We start from the raw sequence: 17,235 nt of genomic DNA, 5'->3' as shown, positions 1-17,235 counted from the left end.
CACGACGGAACTTTGCGCACAGGCGGGTCTGCGCCTTCCAGGCGATGGCCCGGATATGATCGGGCAGTCCGGCATTGCGTTCTCGCAACGCTCGTCCCTCTCGTGCAGGGTAGCGGTAATGCCACGCCGATTCGATCAACATGGTGCGGCGGCGGCGTTGCCGGTCCGGGTGAGTTCACCCCGCCTGGTCCGCGTTCCGCTGGAATGCTCGGGCGGTACGAGGCCCAGCCAGGCCATCAACTGCTTCGGACTGTCGAACCGATGCAGATCGCCGATCTCCGCGACGAGCGTCACGGCCGCGATGAACTTGATGCCGCGCAGCGACTGAAGCGCTGTGACGATCGGCGAGAGCGGCCAGTCCGTGACCGCTTCCGCAAGCACCTGCTCCAGGCGCCGGCAGCGCTCCTCCAGTTCCTGGATGCGTCGTTTGTATTCCTCATAGACGAACTGCTGGTGGGGAAAGGCAAAGAGCTGATCCGACAGCCAGCGCCAGTGCGCCTTGCCCCATATGGCCTTTCCCGGAAAGCGGCGGTCGTGCCGCAGCAGGAAGCTCTTCAGCGTGTTCTTTGCCGACACGATGTCCTGCTTCACCTGCCGACGCGCCCGCACCACATCGCGGATCGCTTCATGCGCTTCGTCCGGAACCCAGACGGCGGCGAGTGCGAGTTCGCCGGCGCGCAAAAGCCGGGCCAGCGTCTGGGCATCGCGCCGGTCGGTCTTCACCCGATCGTTCGGCCGTTGCGGCATGGAGGATGGCGAGATCACAACACAATCGATCCCGAACCTCTTCAAGAAGCGATAGATGGCGAACCCGCAGGGACCGGATTCATAGCAAACCCTCAGCATCGCACCGTCTTTCCCGATGCTCGTCAGCGCCTTCCGCAGTTGGCAACAGTTCCAAAAAACCGGACCTCCCGGTCGCTCCCTTCGTCAGCAACCGCAATCGATATCGTATCCCGATGAACATCAAGGCCGATGTATTTCGTTGAAATGGTCATATCTGCTTCCTTCCAGTGCACGTTTCTCAACGCGCAACATCCAGAAGGCCCCAGACGCGGGGCAAGTGACCATCATTGGGTCTCTAAAATGATTTCCGAAAGTCGGCTGGAACTATTTGAAATCACAAGAAGATTCTCGTGTGAGGCATGTTCGTTTGCCCTTACACGGCAGCGCGCTAGATGGAATTAACGAGGCGCGAACGCTAACCTACCCGGATTTCGGCGAATAGAGGAAAGGCCCCTGCTTGCTGCAAAGCGCCTGGCTCAATGAAGAGGAGTGCGTCGTCCGAGATTGGTATCCAGTTCGGCTGTGTTCGACAAAGTGTTCGCCCGATACGGTCGCGCCCGCTAGTTACGGCGCTTACGGGACAAACACCTTTACGGCCATGTTTACGAGTGATTTCGTGCGTGCATCGACGGTTGAAGCCGTCCACTTAGTGTTTGCGCCAATATCCCGATTGAGTTTCAGATTTGAAGCTTTCAATACGGTGCGCTTCTCTGCATAAGACTTATTGGCGGCGGCATCATTGTCATTCGGGCCGAAGATCGCCAGATTGCCAATGGTGTGTTTGACCTTTTCCAGAGCGGCGACTTTGTCAGTTCCCTTTACTGACTGCGGATAGACGTGCTCCAATGTCGTGTTCGAGAAGTCGAATACCCGCGTTTTATCCTTGCACTTTGGAACACCCTGGGCACCTTGCTCATACTGAACCGCCCCTGGTTTGCCGGAGGCCGTTTTGTTTGAGTCACGCTGCCATGGCTGGTTCGCTCAGCATCGCGTAGTAGAGTTCTTCGGCTTCGGCCGGCGGGATGTTGCCGATAGGCTCCAGCAGGCGGCGGTTGTTGAACCAGTCGACCCAGGTCAGCGTCGCGAACTCCACAGCCTCGAAGCTTCGCCATGGTCCGCGCCGATGGATGAGCTCTGCTTTGTAGAGGCCGTTGATCGTCTCGGCGAGAGCGTTGTCGTAGCTGTCGCCCACACTGCCGACGGAGGGCTCGATACCGGCCTCGGCGAGGCGCTCGGTGTATCGAATGCTGACGTATTGAGAACCTCTGTCGGAATGATGCACGAGGCCACCCCGGTGCACAGGTCGGCGCTCGTGCACAGCCTGCTCCAACGCGTCGAGCACGAAGCTCGCATGGGCTGTCCGCGACACCCTCCAACCGACGATCCGCCGAGCATAGGCATCGATCACGAAGGCGACGTAGACGAAGCCCGACCAGGCCGAGACGTAGGTGAAGTCCGAGACCCAGAGCCGGTTTGGCGCCGGTGCATGGAAGACCCGGTTGACATGGTCCAGAGGGCACGGTGCGGCCTTGTCCTGGATGGTCGTGCGGATCGGCTTGCCACGAATGACACCTTGCAGGCCGAGGTCGGCCATCAGGCGTTCGACCGTGCAGCGGGCAACGTCGAACCCCTCGCGCAACATCTGCCGCCAGACCTTGCGCGCGCCATAGACCTCGAAGTTCTCACCGAACACACGCTCGATCTGCGGCTTCAGCTCCAGGTCCCGCTTCGCCCGAGCCGACAGCTTCCCCGGATCGATCCGTTTGGCGACATACTCACGATAGGTTGACGGGGCGATCGGCAGCACCTTGCAGATCGGCTCGACCCCATAGGCCCTGCGGTGATCGTCGATGAAAGCGATCATGACCGGCGTCGGCGGTCGAGCTCCGCCTGGGCAAAATACCCCGACGCCTTGCGCAGGATCTCGTTCGCCTGCCGCAGCTCCCGATTCTCGCGTTCGAAGGCCTTGAGCTTGGCCACCATGTCCGTCGTCAGCCCAGACTTGCGACCGCTCTCGACCTCGGCCTTCTTCACCCACTCGTTCAGCGTCTGCGCCGTGCAGCCGATTTTGCTCGCGATCGACGTGATCGTCGCCCAGCGCGACGGATGCTCGGTTTCGTGATCCAGCACCATCCGCACCGCGCGCGCACCTCAGGCGAGAACTTGTTCGTCGTCTTGCTCGTCATAGCCCCATCCTCTCAGGAATTGGGGCCTCCGACAAACCCGGGGCGGTTCAAGATGCTAAGTCTGGTCTAATTCTTCTCGCTCAAGTTGAGAGCGTTCACCACCACGGTGCAAAGAGACTCGGCGATCCAATCTTCAAACCCCCAGCCCCGGAAAGCCGGGTCTCTTTGACACCCAATTATTCCGCATTCACGTGAACCTTGGCCAGGCTGGACGATCCGAGGGCCTGAGCGGATGCTGGGTTGAGATCGACGATCCGTCCTCTGATGAAGGGGCCGCGACCATTGACACGGCAGACGATCGATCCACCAGTGCGCAAGCAAAATCACCCTGAGATGCGAGCCGAACCTGTGGATTGTACCCCTCTGGTGAGACAAAAAGTTTGGGTGACAGGGGGCGTACTGTTTGAGTTTGACGCGGGTGGGTTCAACTGCCGTTCGAAGTCGACCGGGGATTTGTAGCCAAGGGCCGAGTGGAGCCTCTGGCGATTGTAGGTGGTCTCAAGGAAGGGGCCAATATTGCGGCGCGCCTCCTCGATTGTCTGGTAGTTTTTGGAGTCGACTTCCTCCTTTTTCAAAGTCTTCATGGAGCTTTCGGCCTGAGCGTTGTCGTAGGGACTGCCTGGCGCGCTCATGCTCGGGCGGATGGCGTGATCCTCCAGCTGCTTTAAGGTAGTCGGTGCAGGCGTATTGAATGCTCCGGTCGAAGTGATGGATTAGACTTTGGGGCAGCGGCTTCCTTGTGCAACCTGTTCAACCAGTGAATGTGACCTGCCACTGAGTTTTCGTCCAGCGGCGATTAGAGCCTCGGCCGTTTCTGTTACGCCGTGAGGCGCGGATTTGGCAACCGGCGAACCGGTTGCGGCGAGGACCTCAGCGAAGGCCGCCGGGGTCTGATAGCCAAGTGAGGAGTGCGGCCTCGTGGTGTTGAAATCCTTGACCCATTCAGCGATGGCGCTGCGGGCATGGTTGAGGTCGAAGAACAGGCTCTCGTTCAAGAGCTCGTCGTGCATTCGCCCGTTGAAGCTCTCGACGTAGCCGTTCTGCATCGGCTTGCCGGGTGCGATGTAGTGCCACTCGACGTGATGATCCTTCGACTAGGCCAGGATAGCGTTCGAGGTGAGCTCCGTGCCATGGTCGGAAACGATCATTCCCGGCTTACCGCGCCGAGCGATCAGGTCGGTCAGTTCACGGGCAACGCGACGGCCGGAGATCGAGGTGTCGGGGATTGCAGCCAGGCATTCCCGCGTCACGTCATCGACGATGTTCAGCACCCGGAAGCGCCGCCCACAGGCAAACTGATCATGTACGAAGTCCAGCGACCACCGCACATTGGGCTTCGCCTCGACCAGGATCGGTGCTCGCGTTCCCACCGCTCGTCGCCGGGCACGGCGCTTGCGGACCGTCAGCCCTTCTTCCCGGTAGAGCCGATAGACGCGATTGACCCCTGAAGGTTCGCCCTTCCGTGAACCGCTTCCGTTTCATTCGTCCGTCCTTCAATCAGGGCCGCACTCTAATCAAATGTGGAGGAAAAACTCAGTGGCAGGTCAATGCGTCGAACTGCATCCACATTGGTGTCGACAGTCATTGATCCTCCTTTGCCGACAACCAGGGCCAGCCTTTCGATATTCGCCGGTGTCAGGCGATTTTCTGGTGCATGTGACAAATCAAACCGGCGGCCTTGTGCGCGATCGCCATTGCCGGTGCGCTGGTGTTGCCGCTGACGATCGACGGCATCACCGAACAGTCGATCACATGCAGGCCGCCGATCCCGCGCACCGCGAGTGCCGGATCGAGGACGGCCATGCGGTCGTCCTCGGCGCCCATCTTACAGGTTCCCACCGGATGGTAGTTGGTCTTGACCATGCGCTTGGCATGGGCATGCAGCGCCTCGTCGCTGACGGCTTCCTTGCCGGGGACAATCTCGTCGGCGATCATGCCGGCCAATGGCTTCTGGGCAACAAAGCCGCGCGCGGTTCTCATGCCTTTGAGCATCATTGCCATGTCGGTTGGATCGCGGAGGAAGCCGCCGTCGATCACAGGCGGATCATCAGGATCGGCGGAACGAATGCTCACGCTGCCGCGGGACTGGGGGCGCAGCAGGCAGCAAGTCATGGTCAGCCCGTCGCAAGCGTCAACGCCCGAGACGTCGCGGTCGACATACACGGTCGGCACGCAATAGATCTTCAATGTCGCGTCGGCCTGCGGGTCGTCGGGGTTAACGAAGGCGCAGGCCTCGACGCCGATGGTCGCGACCGGGCCGGATCTGAAAAGCAGATATTGCAGCCCGTTGCGGATCATGCGCCAGCCGCGATCCTCGCCGAAATAGCCGTAACGGCCGTTGCTTCTATGGATCACCGGCACTTCGCAGTGATCCTGAAGGTTCTGACCGACACCTGGCAGATCGCAGACGACGGCGATGCCAAGGCCGCGCAGCAGGTTGGCATTACCGATTCCCGACAGCATCAGCAGCTTTGGCGTGACGTAAGTCCCGGCTGCGAGGATGACGCCGGAATTCGCATGGATGCGTTTGCGCTCGCCATTGTGGTGGACCTCCACGCCCTTCGCGCGACCGCCTTCGACAATCACCCGGTCAACCTTGGCATGCGTCCGCAACTCGAACCGGGGATCGTCCAGCACCTGCGACAGGAAAGCATCGACGGCACTGCAGCGTCGCCGGTCAGGTCCGATGGTGGACTGCATGTAACCGACGCCGCGTTGACGGCCAGCGTTGAAGTCGGGATTGAACGGCTCGCCGGCATTCTGGACCGCGGCCACGAAAGCGTCGGTCAAAGCCGCGCGATGGAATGGCGCCGAGACATGCAACCGGCCTTCGTTGCCGTGAAAAGGCGCTCCCAGGTGATCATTCTTCTCCAGCGCCCTGAAATGCCCGAGCATGTCGTCCCACGACCAATCGTGCCCGGTGCCGAGCGTGCGCGCCCAATTGTCATAGTCGCCGCTTTGGCCCCGCATATAGACCATGGCGTTGACCGATGATCCTCCGCCGAGAACACGCGCTTGCGGCACAATGGTGCTGCGTCCGCCGATCTGCGGCTGCGGCACCATCTTGTGCATGTCGAGATAGGTGTCGCGTGCCAGATATTTCATATATCCCGCAGGCATGTGCATGATCGGGCTGATGCGATCAGCGCCGGCTTCCAGCAACAAGACCTTGGCACCGAATTCGCTGACCATGCGCCAGGCTGCGACGCAACCCGAACTGCCGCCACCGACGATGATGTAATCATAATCGTTGCTCATCTTTCGTCAGGCCGGGCGCAGACGCTTTTCGGTCGCGGTGTCGAAGAAGAAGATATGGTCGCGGTTGAGCCTCAGAAACACCGTCTCGCCGATCGTGATCTGGCGGTCCGCGCCGGTGACGGCGCAGAAAAGATCGTCACCGGCCTTGACTGAAACCAGCCTGTTCTGGCCGACGAATTCGGTCGCGAATACCGATGCTTCGATGTCGGCATCGGCCTTGCCCGCCACGGTCACATCGTCCGGGCGAATGCCGAGCGTGACGTCGCCGCCGAGCGAAACCGGCAGCCCATCGATCCGGATGGTACCGGACTGGAAAACGCCGTTGACCATGTCGCCACGCAAGAGGTTCATTGGCGGCGAGCCGATGAAGGCAGCGACGAACAACTCCGACGGGTCGTTATAGATGCGCTCGGGCGTGTCGAGCTGGACGATGCGCCCGCCATGCATCACGGCGACTCGCGTTGCCAGTGTCATCGCTTCGATCTGGTCGTGCGTGACGTAGATCGTCGTCGTTTTGAGATCGTGGTGGAGATGCTTGAGCTCCGCGCGCATTGACACGCGCAGCTTGGCGTCGAGGTTGGAAAGCGGCTCGTCCAGCATAAATAGGCGTGGTGTCCGCACGATCGCCCTGGCCAGCGCGACGCGCTGCCGCTGGCCGCCTGAAAGCGCCCGCGGCTTGCGGTCGAGCAAGCTCTCAAGATGGACTCTGCGCGCGGCCTCGCCGACGCGTCGCGCACGCTCCTCCGCCGGGACCAGGCGCAACCTCAGGGGGTAGCCGATATTGTCGGCGACGCTCATGTGCGGATAGAGGCCGTAATTCTGGAATACCATGGCGATGTCGCGTTCACGCGCCAGTTTGTTCACGACCGATTCGCCGTCGATGCGGATATCGCCTGCGGTCGCCGTCTCCAGTCCGGCGATCATGCGCATCGTCGTGGTCTTGCCGCAGCCGGAAGGGCCGAGCAGTACCAGGAACTCCTCATCGCGGACATGCAGGTCGAGGTTCTGGATGACGCGCACCGATCCCCAACTCTTTTCCACCTTGGACAGCACGACGTCGACCAAAGGCTCTCTCCCGATTTCCATTCTTGACCTCTAATAACTCCGATAATATGACTATTCAAGCGGCGGGATGAAAATTGCCGATCTGGGTGCCAGGGAGGATGTGATGAGCAATCTGAAAATGCCTGTTGGAGGCCTGCACCTGTCGATCGACCGTCGATCGTTCCTCAGGGCAACATCGATACTGGCCGCAGCCGGCGTGATTGGCCTGCGCAGCGGCACGCCGCTGCATGCGGCCGAAAACACGGCTGAACTGGTCAAGCTTTATGCCGATGGCAAGATCGACTGGCAGAAGGAGAAGGGCAAAGCGATCGTTCTCGGCGGGCTCGAGCATCCCTGGATGAATGCAGTCACACCGTTGATTCCAGTCTTCACTGCTTTGACCGGAATCGAGGTCAAGGCCGACAAACAGTCGGAGACGGAATTCACCGCGTCGATGCCGGTCAAGCTTGGCGGCGGCAGCGCTACACCCGATGTCTTCATGATCTGGGCGCTCGGCCAGGCGATTTCGGCGAAATGGCTGGAGCCGATCGATGCCTTCCGTTCGAATGCGGCGCTTTTCGACGCCGCCTGGTACGACGATGACGATATCTTCTCGTCGGCTCGTTCGTTCGAGAAGTGGAGCGACGGAGCCTCCTACGGCCTTGCGATCACCGCCGAGGCACAGACCCTGTTCATGAACAAGGCGATGCTTGACAAGAAGGGTTTTACTGCGCCGGCATCGATGGACGACCTGTTGAAGCTGGCAACGGCGCTTAAAACCGACGATGTCGCCGGTATCGCCATGCGGGCGAAACCAACGGGCGACGCTGCCCCTTGGACGCTGGCCGGCTTCGTCTTCTCCTATGGCGGATCCTACGTGACACTGGACGGCAAATCCGGATTGGCGCTGCCAGAATCGATCGCTGGGCTGGACATGTATGGCAAACTGCTGCGCGAAGCTGGACCGGTCGGCATTTCCAGCTATCACTGGATGGAGTGCCTGAACGACTTCATGCAAGGGGCGCTGGCGATCGGCTGCGATTCATCAAACTTCGCCACTGATATCGAGGACAAGTCCAAGAGCACCGTCGCCGGCAACACCCTGTTCGGAGTATTGCCGGCGACGGCCGGCAAACCCGCCAAACCGAACATGTGGCACTGGATGGCCGGCATCAACGCCAGGTCGGTCAACAAAGAGGCAGCGTGGTTGTTCTTGATGTGGGCGACATCCAAGCAGACTTCCGCGCTGGCCGGCGCTGCCGGCCTGGCCACGCCGCGCAGTTCCGCCTGGCAGACCTCGGCCTTCCGCGACCGTTTCGGCCCGCAGGCGGCGGATGCCGCGCTCAAGAATCTGCAGGCGGCCGATGGCGATCTTTTCAAGGCAGCCTGGTTTCATCCAAAGGCGGCTGAGATCCTCGATGCCGTTGGCATCGCCGTCAATGAAGTCGTTACCGGCAGCAACGATGCGGCGCAGGCCTTTGCGGATGCGGACGGCAAGATCAAGCAGGTGCTCGGCGCATGAGCCCGGATCGCCGTGAAGGATCCTGGCTCCGTTTGTGTGCAATGATTTTCGCCCGCGCCATTTCGGCGGCGCGGGTAGGTGGATGGGCAAAATAGATGGATGCACGCGCTCGCTTCATCGGTCTGATGCTGGCGCCGGCGACCGTGCTGTTGCTGGGGCTGACCCTCTTTCCGTTCGTCGTCTCGGTGGCCATGAGCCTGAGCACCTATTCACTGGTCACGCCAGATACGTTGGCCTTTGCCGGACTGCAGAATTATCTCGACCTCTTCCGGTCAGAGGAGTTCTGGACGGCGTTGCGAGCGACCGCCATTTTCACCGTGCTCGCCGTCGGGATCCAGTTGGTGCTGGGCGTCGCCATCGCGACGCTGCTGCATCACGAGACAAGGGCTGTGCCTCTATTGCGGGCGATCTATCTGCTGCCGATGGCGATCACGCCCGTGGCCGCGGTCTTCACCTTCCGCATGATGCTCAATCCGTCGCTCGGTGTGTTCAACTATCTGCTTCGGTCGGTTGGCCTGCCGCAGCAGGATTGGCTCGGCACACCTGGCATGGCAATGGCTTCGCTGCTGGTGGTCGACACCTGGCAGTGGGCGCCGTTCATCCTGTTGATCGCGGCCGGCGGTCTTGCGGCCATGGACGAGGAGCCTTTGCAGGCTGCGCGCATGGATGGCGCAACGGAGATGCAGGTGTTCTTCCACCACACCTTGCCGGCACTGCTGCCCTATCTTGGCGTCGCCATCGTTTTTCGGGCGATCGACGCCTTCAAGACCTTCGACATTATCTTCGTGTTGACCGGTGGTGGCCCAGGCGTCAGCACGCGCACCTTGAACCTGTTCGCCTACAAGCAGGGTATCGAGTTCCTGTCGATGGGCTATGCCGCCGCCATCGCGATCGTCATGCTTGTGATGACGATCGTCGCGGCGCAGCTTTTCCTGCGGCGCATGCGCATGTTCGTGCCAAAGGCTGCGCTATGAACGCCCCGCGAAACCTCTCCGCTTTTGCACGCCGTCTGCTGCTTTGGGCCTTTGCTATCTGGTGCCTGTTTCCGGTCTATTGGCTGGTGATGATGTCGCTGAAGGCACAGGTCGATGCCATGGCGCGGCAGCCGAAGTTCCTGTTCGTTCCGATCCTCGACAACTATGCCAAGGTACTGTCCGAGCCGGCGATCTGGACCTATTTCCTGAACAGCGCCATTGTCGCGCTCGGCTCGACAGCACTGGCGCTGCTGATCGGCTTGCCGGCTGCTTATGTGCTGGGGCGCTACCGGTTCCGCGGCAATGTCGACTACGGCTTCTGGATCCTGACGACGCGCATGACGCCGCCAGTCGCGGTGCTGATCCCGTTCTTCGTCATGTATGTCCGGACGGGCCTCATCAACACCCATATCGGGCTGATCATCGCGCATGTCGCCATCAACCTTTCCATCGTCGTCTGGCTGATGAAGGGCTTTTTCGAGGATCTGCCCAGCGAGATGGAGGAAGCAGCCGCGATCGACGGCGCCACCTATTTCCAGGCGTTTCGTCACATTTGCCTGCCGGTCGTATTGCCGGGCATTGCCGCCGTGTCGATTCTGGCGTTCCTCTTTTCTTGGAATGAGTTCCTGTTCGCTCTCGTGCTGGGCGGCAGCGACGTGCGCACCGTGCCGCTGGGCCTATATGCGTTCGTCGGCTATCAGCAGGTCCGCTGGGGCGAGTTGTCGGCGGCCTCGATCGTGCTTCTTCTACCAGTCCTGGCTTTCGTGCTGGTCTTCCAGAAACAGCTGATCCGCGGACTGACGATGGGCGCAGTGAAATGATGGGCGATTTTGCCGGGATTTGGAGTACGATGTGACGAAAAGGCGCTCGCAACACTGGTTCGGCGGCATCGGCAAGGACGCCTTCATCCACCGTAGCTGGATGAAGAACAATGGATTGCCGGATGACGCCTTCGATGGCCGCCCGGTTATCGGCATCTGCAATACATTCTCCGAATTCACGCCGTGCCACGTGCATTTCCGTGGGTTGATCGAACACATCAAGGCCGGCGTGCTGGAAGCCGGCGGCCTGCCGCTCGAGTTCCCGGTTTTCTCATGCGGCGAGTCCAATTTGCGACCGACGGCGATGCTGTTCCGCAATCTTGCATCGATGGATGTCGAGGAGGCGATCCGCGGCAATCCGATGGACGGCGTCGTGTTGATGGCCGGTTGCGACAAGACCACACCGTCGCTGGTCATGGGCGCCGCCTCCTGCGATCTGCCGTCGATCGTCATTTCCGGCGGGCCGATGCTGAACGGCCGTTTCCAGGGCCGCGAGATAGGCTCCGGCACCGACGTCTGGAAATTTTCCGAGGACGTGCGGGCCGGCACCATGAGCACTCAGGAGTTCGGCAGCGCCGAAAGCGCCATGTCGCGCTCGCCCGGCCACTGTATGACCATGGGCACGGCCTCGACGATGGCCTCGATGGTCGAGGCACTTGGCATTGCCTTGCCGGGCAACGCAGCCTATCCGGCGGTCGATGCGCATCGCAACCGGCTGGCGCGCATGACCGGCAGGCGTATTGTCGAGATAGTCAATGAGGATTTGCGCCTGTCAAAAATCCTCGGCAAGTCGGCATTCGCCAATGCCATTCGCGTCAATGGCGCCATCGGCGGCTCGACGAATGCCGTGGTGCATCTGCTGTCGATTGCAGGCCGCATCGGCACCGAATTGACGCTGGACGACTGGGATCGCCTTGGCCGTGATGTCCCGACCATTCTCGACCTGATGCCATCCGGCCGTTTCCTGATGGAGGATTTCTGTTACGCGGGCGGGATTCCCGCCGTGATGAAGGAGATCGCCGACCTGCTCGATCTCGACGTGTTGACGGTGACCGGCAGCAGCATGGGCGAGAACATCGCCGAGGCCAGAAACTACAACCCGGACGTGATCCGCCCGCGCGACAAGGCGCTGACGCCTCACGGCGGCATTGCGGTCCTGCGCGGCAATTTGGCGCCGAGTGGCGCCATCATCAAGCCATCCGCCGCTTCGCCCGAACTGATGAAGCATCGCGGCCGCGCCGTCGCCTTCGAGGACATCGACGACTACAAGGCGCGTGTCGACGACCCGGCGCTCGACATCGACGAAACCTGCATCATGGTGCTGAAGAACTGCGGCCCGAAGGGCTATCCCGGTATGGCCGAGGTTGGCAATATGGCGCTACCGCAGAAGCTCCTCAGGAGGGGCATTCGCGACATGATCCGCATCTCCGACGCCCGCATGTCGGGAACTGCCTTCGGAACCGTCGTGCTGCATGCGGCGCCGGAGGCCGCGGTTGGCGGACCACTGGCGCTTGTCAGGTCGGGAGATATGATCGAACTCGATGTCGAGGCCCGCAAGCTGCATTTGGAGGTGTCGGACGGCGAGCTTGCCCGGCGGCGTAGCGAGTGGACGCCTCCATTGCCGGCAATGAAGGGCGGTTACCAAAGCCTCTATGTCGAGCGTGTGTTGCAGGCGGACCGGGGTGCCGACCTCGATTTCCTCGTCGGCTGCCGCGGCCATGTCATTCCGCGCGAAAGCCACTGAGATCGCTCATGACTGAATTCGCTTCTGACAATTTTCATGGCATCCACGCCATTCTCTACGCGCTCTTCGATAGCCAAGAAAAACTCGACCGACAGGCGATGCGCAAACAGGTCCAGATCTGCCTGGCATCCGGGGTCCACGGCATGGCCGCTCTCGGCCTGGCAACGGAGGTCTCGAAGCTGAGCGAAGTCGAACGGCGCACGTTGATGGACTGGACGGCAGAGGATACGGCAGGTCACGTACCTCTCGCTTTCACCATTTCCGGCTCGTCGGTCGCGGAGCAGATTGCGCAGGTGCGCCATGCCGAAAGCGTGGGCGCGGACTGGGTCATCCTGCAGCCCCCTGCGGGCGGATCGTATGGCGCAGCGGAATATATCCGCTTTTTTGGCCGGATCGCGGACAAGACAGACCTGCCGTTGGCGATCCAGAATGCACCCGCCTTCTTCGGGCGCGGGCTGAGCGCCGACGAGATCCGAGATCTGGTCACGCAGCACCCGAACATCCGGCTGATCAAGGGCGAAGGGCCTGTCGTCGACATCGCCAACCTGATCGAACGCACCGAAGGTCGCGTGCCGGTGTTCAACGGACGCGGCGGCCTGGAACTCATCGATAATCTGCGTGTCGGCTGCAAGGGCATGATCCTGGCGCCGGACTGCATTGACTACGCGGTGCGCGCTTATAGGGCTTTTCACACCGGCGACGAAGCCGGCGCGACGATGCACTACGAAAAAATGCTGCCGGCGGCGGTTTTCGTCATGCAGGGGATCGAGAATCTGATCTGCTATGGCAAGCGTCTGTTCGGCGCTCGCGCGGGCATTCCCGTCCATGACCGCGCCCCGGCCTTGCGGCCCACCGAGATCGGCCTTGTCATGGTGGAACGCTTCCGGGCTCAGCTGAACGAATTGCCGGAATAGGCGCTAGGGCGTTATTTCTTACCCCGTAGGCGAAAGGTGCTGGCGACATGACAGACATGCACGAACCAGCCAAGAGCAAGGCCATGGAACCGTTTTCGGCCACTGAACGCGGGCTGCCGGCTCAGATCGCCGCACGTCTGGGGCGGCGCATCATTCAGGGCGAATTGCGCCCCGGAGACAAGCTCCCCAAGGAAAGTGACCTTCTCGATCAATTGCAAGTGAGCCGCACAACGCTACGCGAGGCTCTGACCTTATTGTCCAGCAAGGGGTTCACGGAAGCCAAGCAACGCATCGGAACGACGATCCGTTCTGCCGAATTCTGGAACACTCTCGACCCAATGGTGATGTCCTGGCATGGCGCCCAGGATGAGCACGCGTTGGCGCAGGAATTGTTCGAGATCCGATCAGCCATTGAACCGCTGGCCGCGGGACTGGCGGCGCAACGGGCAACGGCAGACGATCTCGCCCAGATCCGCATCGCGCTGACCACGATGGCGGAAGATCACAAGAATCCGCGCCTGGCGATGGACGCCGACATCGCCTTCCATCTGGGAATCATCCAGGCGGCGCATAATCGTTTCCTTCTGCCCGTCGCGTCGGTCATCCGCGCCGCCCTGACGATCAGCGTGCCAAAGACGTTCCAGAAGTTCGGAGGAATGCGCCACGCGCTCGCCTTGCACGAGGCGATAGCCGTGGCCATCGAGAGGCGCGACGCGGAAACCGCGAGCAAGGCGGCCAGCGATCTGATCGCAGATACTTATGAGCGGAATTTCAATAGACCGTGACGGTTCGCCAATGATCTTTGCAGGAGGCGCTCACCACTCGGCGAACGAGCCGTCCTTGTGGCGCCAAACCGGATTGCGCCAGCGATGCCCTTCCTTGGCGCGCTCCTTCACATAGGCCTCGTCGATCTCCACGCCCAAGCCCGGACCATCCGGAATGGCGACATAGCCGTCCTCGTAGCGGAAGACATCCTTGTTAGCGGCGTAGTCGAGCAAGTCGTTGGCGGCGTTGTAGTGGATGCCCAGGCTCTGCTCCTGGATGAAGCAATTGTAGCTCACCGCATCGAGTTGCAGACATGCGGCAAGGGCGATTGGGCCAAGCGGGCAATGCGGCGCAACAGCGACGTCATAGGCTTCGGCCATCGCCGCGATCTTGCGGCATTCGGTGATACCGCCGGCATGAGAGAGATCCGGCTGGATGATGTCGACGACGCCTTCCTCGAATACGGATTTGAAGTCCCAGCGGCTGTAGAGACGTTCGCCCAACGCGATTGGCATTGAACCAAGCGCCGCGATCTCTCTCAGCGCCTCGCGGTTTTCGCTGAGCACCGGCTCCTCGATGAACATCAACCTATAGGGTTCGAGCTCCTTGACGAGAATGCGCGCCATCGGCCGATGCACGCGACCGTGGAAATCCACGGCGATACCGATGTCGGGTCCGACAGCCTCGCGCACCATGGCGACGCGTTCGACCGCGGCGTCGATCTTGTCATGACCATCGACGATCTGCAGTTCCTCGGTGCCATTCATCTTCAGCGCGGAGAAGCCGCGAGCCACGACGTCCTTTGCGCCCGCCGCCACCTCGGCCGGCCTGTCGCCGCCTATCCAGGAATAGACCTTGATCCTATCGCGCAGCTTGCCGCCGAGCAGTTCATGCACGGGCACGCCGAGAGCTTTGCCCTTGATGTCCCACAGTGCCTGATCGATACCGGCGATGGCGCTCATCATGATCGCTCCGCCGCGGTAGAAGCCGCCGCGATGCATCACCGTCCAGTGGTCCTCGATCAGGCGGGGATCCTTGCCGACCAGGTAGTCTGCAAGTTCTTTGACCGCCGCCTCAACAGTCAGTGCTCTGCCTTCGACGACCGGCTCGCCCCAGCCGACAACGTCGGCATCGGTCTCGATCTTTAGAAACAGCCAGCGCGGCGGAACGACATAGGTCGTGAGCGAGGTGATCTTCATGGACGGTGCCCTGTCTCAGTCTTTTTTGAGTCTCTTGGCGCTGACGAGGTCGCGTGCCGCCAGGTCGAGAATTCTGTTCGCCGCCCTGCGCGCCGCTTCGGCGTCGCGCATGCGCAATGCCTCCACGACGTCGTGGTGTGCGGCCACGGCCTCGGTGCGCCGATCCAGAGAAATCACCGCCGTGGCCTCCAGCGAGAATTTGAGCGCCGTATCGATCAAGCTGCCGATCTGCCGAAAGATTGGATTGTGGCTGGCGCTGTAGACGATCTGGTGGAAGGCAATGTCGGAACGCGAGAACGCAACGAGATCCTCACCGGCACTAGCCATCCCCCGCCAAGCCGCCTCGAGGTCGGCAACCTCCTGCAACGTTGCGCGTGTGGCGGCCAGTTCTGCGACCAGGGGCTCGATGGCGCGCCGCGTCTCCAGGATTGCATCGAAAAGCTTGTCGTCCAGCGCATGCGGCGCATGCCAGGCAAGCACCTGCGGGTCGATGATGTTCCAGTCATCCTCGTTGCACACGATGGTGCCGATGCGGGGCCGCGACAACACCAGCCCCTTGGCCGCCAGGACTTTCAGGGCCTCACGGATGACGGTACGGCTCACGCCGTATTCAACGCCGAGATCATTTTCGGTCGGCAAGGATGATCCTGCGGGGTAGCGCCCGGAAAAGATGTCAGAGGCAATCGCCTTTGTCACATCCGGCATGACGCGCGGGCGGCGCGTGGCACCTTCGTTCTGCGCTCTCTTCGGCACTTCAATCACCCCAGCCTCTCCTCCAAGGCGCATCCTCCTTGTTTGCGTATGACCGGCCCGACCTTGACGGATGCAGATGATTTGCACCAGCGACCACTGATCAGTGCATGTATCTTAATTATCATACCAGATCAATTGACAGGTATGATGAAAACAAATAGAGACTCGGGCGCTTGGGCTGAACGCCCGGCCAATTGCGGGGAGGGAATGATGCGACTTTTGAAGACCGCGCTCGTCGCGGGCGCGCTTGCCATGCTGTCAGTCACGACGATCGCCTCGGCCCATGCCCAGGACAGCAAGATCGGCTTCATCGTCAAGCAACCGGAAGAGCCATGGTTCCAGGACGAGTGGAAGTTCGCCGATCAGGCCGCCAAGGAAAAGGGCTTCACCCTCGTCAAGATCGGCGCGGAGGACGGTGAGAAGTTGATGTCGGCAATCGACAATCTCGGCGCCCAGGGCGTCCAGGGCTTCATCGTCTGCACGCCCGACGTCAAGCTCGGCCCTGGCATCGTCGCCAAGGCGGCAGCCAACAATCTCAAGCTGATGACCGTAGACGACCGCCTGGTGGGCGCCGACGGCAAGCCAATCGAGTCCGTGCCACATATGGGCATTTCGGCGACCAAGATCGGCGAGGCCGTCGGCCAGACCATCGTCGATGAGATGAAGGCACGCGGATGGAAACCCGAAGAAGTTGGCGCGATCCGCGTCTCCTATGACCAGTTGCCGACTGCGGTGGACCGTGTCGAAGGAACGATTTCGGTCCTCAAGGCGAACGGCTTCAAGGCCGCGAACATCTTTGATGCGCCCCAAGCCAAGACGGATACCGAAGCTGCGCTGAACGCTGCTACCACGGTGCTGAACAGCCATGCCAATATCAAGAAGTGGGTTGCGTTCGGCCTGAACGACGAAGCGGCGCTGGGCGCAGTGCGCGCGTCGGAAAGCGTGGGCATTCCGGCCGGCAACGTGATTGCTGTCGGCATCGGTGGCGCGGACTCGGCCATCAACGAGTTCAAGAAGCCTGCGGCGACCGGATTCGTCGGCTCGGTGATCATCTCACCGAAGCGTCACGGCTACGAGACGGCACTCAACATGTACGAGTGGGTCAAGAACGACAAGGAACCGGTGAAGCTGATCTTGACATCGGGGGCCGTTGCCAAACGCGACACCTACGTGCAGGTCCGCAAGGATCTCGGCATCGAGTAAGCCACACCGAGGCATTGGCAGGCGGCGAATGAATCTGCCGCCTGTTGTTAGGCATTGTCTGGAAAT

13 protein-coding genes, 3 pseudogenes and 1 other annotated feature are annotated in these 17,235 nt (G+C 61.1%); of the genes and pseudogenes, 7 read left to right on the top strand and 9 right to left on the bottom strand.

Annotated features, from left to right (window positions below):
* Positions 1-135 precede the first annotated feature (135 nt).
* From ACN6KF_RS34185 to ACN6KF_RS34155, 7 genes and pseudogenes are all read right to left on the bottom strand, one after another.
* Positions 136-846, bottom strand: a complete 711-nt coding sequence (locus ACN6KF_RS34185) for an IS110 family RNA-guided transposase (protein WP_434961301.1) — start codon at positions 844-846, stop codon at positions 136-138.
* A gap of 513 nt (positions 847-1,359) precedes the next feature.
* Positions 1,360-1,644, bottom strand: a pseudogene (locus tag ACN6KF_RS34180) (HNH endonuclease family protein); the annotation flags it as partial.
* A 100-nt stretch (positions 1,645-1,744) separates the two neighbouring features.
* Positions 1,745-2,972: pseudogene (locus ACN6KF_RS34175) on the bottom strand (IS3 family transposase).
* Positions 2,576-2,692: a sequence feature (AL1L pseudoknot), on the bottom strand. (Overlaps the previous pseudogene by 117 nt.)
* Positions 2,973-3,295: 323 nt before the next feature.
* A complete protein-coding gene (locus tag ACN6KF_RS34170) occupies positions 3,296-3,616 on the bottom strand; it encodes an integrase core domain-containing protein (protein WP_434961383.1) in 321 nt (106 codons plus the stop codon).
* A 69-nt stretch (positions 3,617-3,685) separates the two neighbouring features.
* Positions 3,686-4,435, bottom strand: a pseudogene (locus ACN6KF_RS34165) (IS3 family transposase); the annotation flags it as partial.
* Positions 4,436-4,607: 172 nt separating this feature from the next.
* Positions 4,608-6,230 carry a GMC family oxidoreductase gene (locus tag ACN6KF_RS34160; protein WP_434961300.1) on the bottom strand — a complete coding sequence of 541 codons (1,623 nt, stop codon included), beginning with the start codon at positions 6,228-6,230 and terminating at the stop codon, positions 4,608-4,610.
* A 6-nt stretch (positions 6,231-6,236) separates the two neighbouring features.
* Entirely contained in the window at positions 6,237-7,295 is a 1,059-nt protein-coding gene (locus ACN6KF_RS34155; protein ID WP_434961382.1) for an ABC transporter ATP-binding protein, read from the bottom strand.
* Positions 7,296-7,398: 103 nt separating this feature from the next.
* Between ACN6KF_RS34155 and ACN6KF_RS34150 the strand changes: the two genes are divergently transcribed.
* The 6 genes from ACN6KF_RS34150 to ACN6KF_RS34125 all read left to right on the top strand — a co-directional run bounded on the left by ACN6KF_RS34150 (position 7,399) and on the right by ACN6KF_RS34125 (position 14,034).
* Complete coding sequence (locus tag ACN6KF_RS34150; RefSeq protein ID WP_434961299.1) at positions 7,399-8,796, top strand: ABC transporter substrate-binding protein; 1,398 nt, start codon at positions 7,399-7,401, stop codon at positions 8,794-8,796.
* 95 nt (positions 8,797-8,891) lie between these two features.
* On the top strand, positions 8,892-9,770 hold the full coding sequence (locus tag ACN6KF_RS34145) for a carbohydrate ABC transporter permease (protein WP_434961298.1): 879 nt from the start codon (positions 8,892-8,894) through the stop codon (positions 9,768-9,770).
* The gene (locus ACN6KF_RS34140; protein WP_434961297.1) at positions 9,767-10,591 is read left to right on the top strand and encodes a carbohydrate ABC transporter permease; all 825 of its coding nucleotides are present in this window, start codon (positions 9,767-9,769) and stop codon (positions 10,589-10,591) included. The genes ACN6KF_RS34145 and ACN6KF_RS34140 overlap by 4 nt, the downstream gene beginning before the upstream one ends.
* A gap of 31 nt (positions 10,592-10,622) precedes the next feature.
* On the top strand, positions 10,623-12,335 hold the full coding sequence (locus ACN6KF_RS34135) for an IlvD/Edd family dehydratase (RefSeq protein ID WP_434961296.1): 1,713 nt from the start codon (positions 10,623-10,625) through the stop codon (positions 12,333-12,335).
* Positions 12,336-12,343: 8 nt separating this feature from the next.
* Positions 12,344-13,249, top strand: coding sequence for a dihydrodipicolinate synthase family protein (locus tag ACN6KF_RS34130; RefSeq protein WP_434961295.1), 906 nt, complete (start codon positions 12,344-12,346; stop codon positions 13,247-13,249).
* 47 nt (positions 13,250-13,296) lie between these two features.
* Positions 13,297-14,034, top strand: coding sequence for a FadR/GntR family transcriptional regulator (locus ACN6KF_RS34125; protein ID WP_434961294.1), 738 nt, complete (start codon positions 13,297-13,299; stop codon positions 14,032-14,034).
* A gap of 30 nt (positions 14,035-14,064) precedes the next feature.
* On the opposite strand, the gene dgoD is transcribed toward ACN6KF_RS34125, so the two are convergent.
* Positions 14,065-15,213 (bottom strand): galactonate dehydratase, encoded by a 1,149-nt coding sequence (gene dgoD / locus ACN6KF_RS34120; protein ID WP_434961293.1) that lies wholly within the window; start codon positions 15,211-15,213, stop codon positions 14,065-14,067.
* 15 nt (positions 15,214-15,228) lie between these two features.
* Positions 15,229-15,918, bottom strand: a complete 690-nt coding sequence (locus ACN6KF_RS34115; protein WP_434961381.1) for a FadR/GntR family transcriptional regulator — start codon at positions 15,916-15,918, stop codon at positions 15,229-15,231.
* A 258-nt stretch (positions 15,919-16,176) separates the two neighbouring features.
* Between ACN6KF_RS34115 and ACN6KF_RS34110 the strand changes: the two genes are divergently transcribed.
* Positions 16,177-17,169, top strand: coding sequence for an arabinose ABC transporter substrate-binding protein (locus ACN6KF_RS34110; protein ID WP_434961380.1), 993 nt, complete (start codon positions 16,177-16,179; stop codon positions 17,167-17,169).
* Positions 17,170-17,235 lie beyond the last annotated feature (66 nt).

It is taken from the genome of Labrys methylaminiphilus subsp. lupini, from assembly GCF_051161885.1.
In the GTDB taxonomy this organism is placed as follows: Bacteria; Pseudomonadota; Alphaproteobacteria; order Rhizobiales; family Labraceae; genus Labrys.
Note: the sequence above shows the minus strand (reverse complement) of the source record. Positions and strands in the feature narration are given on the sequence as shown.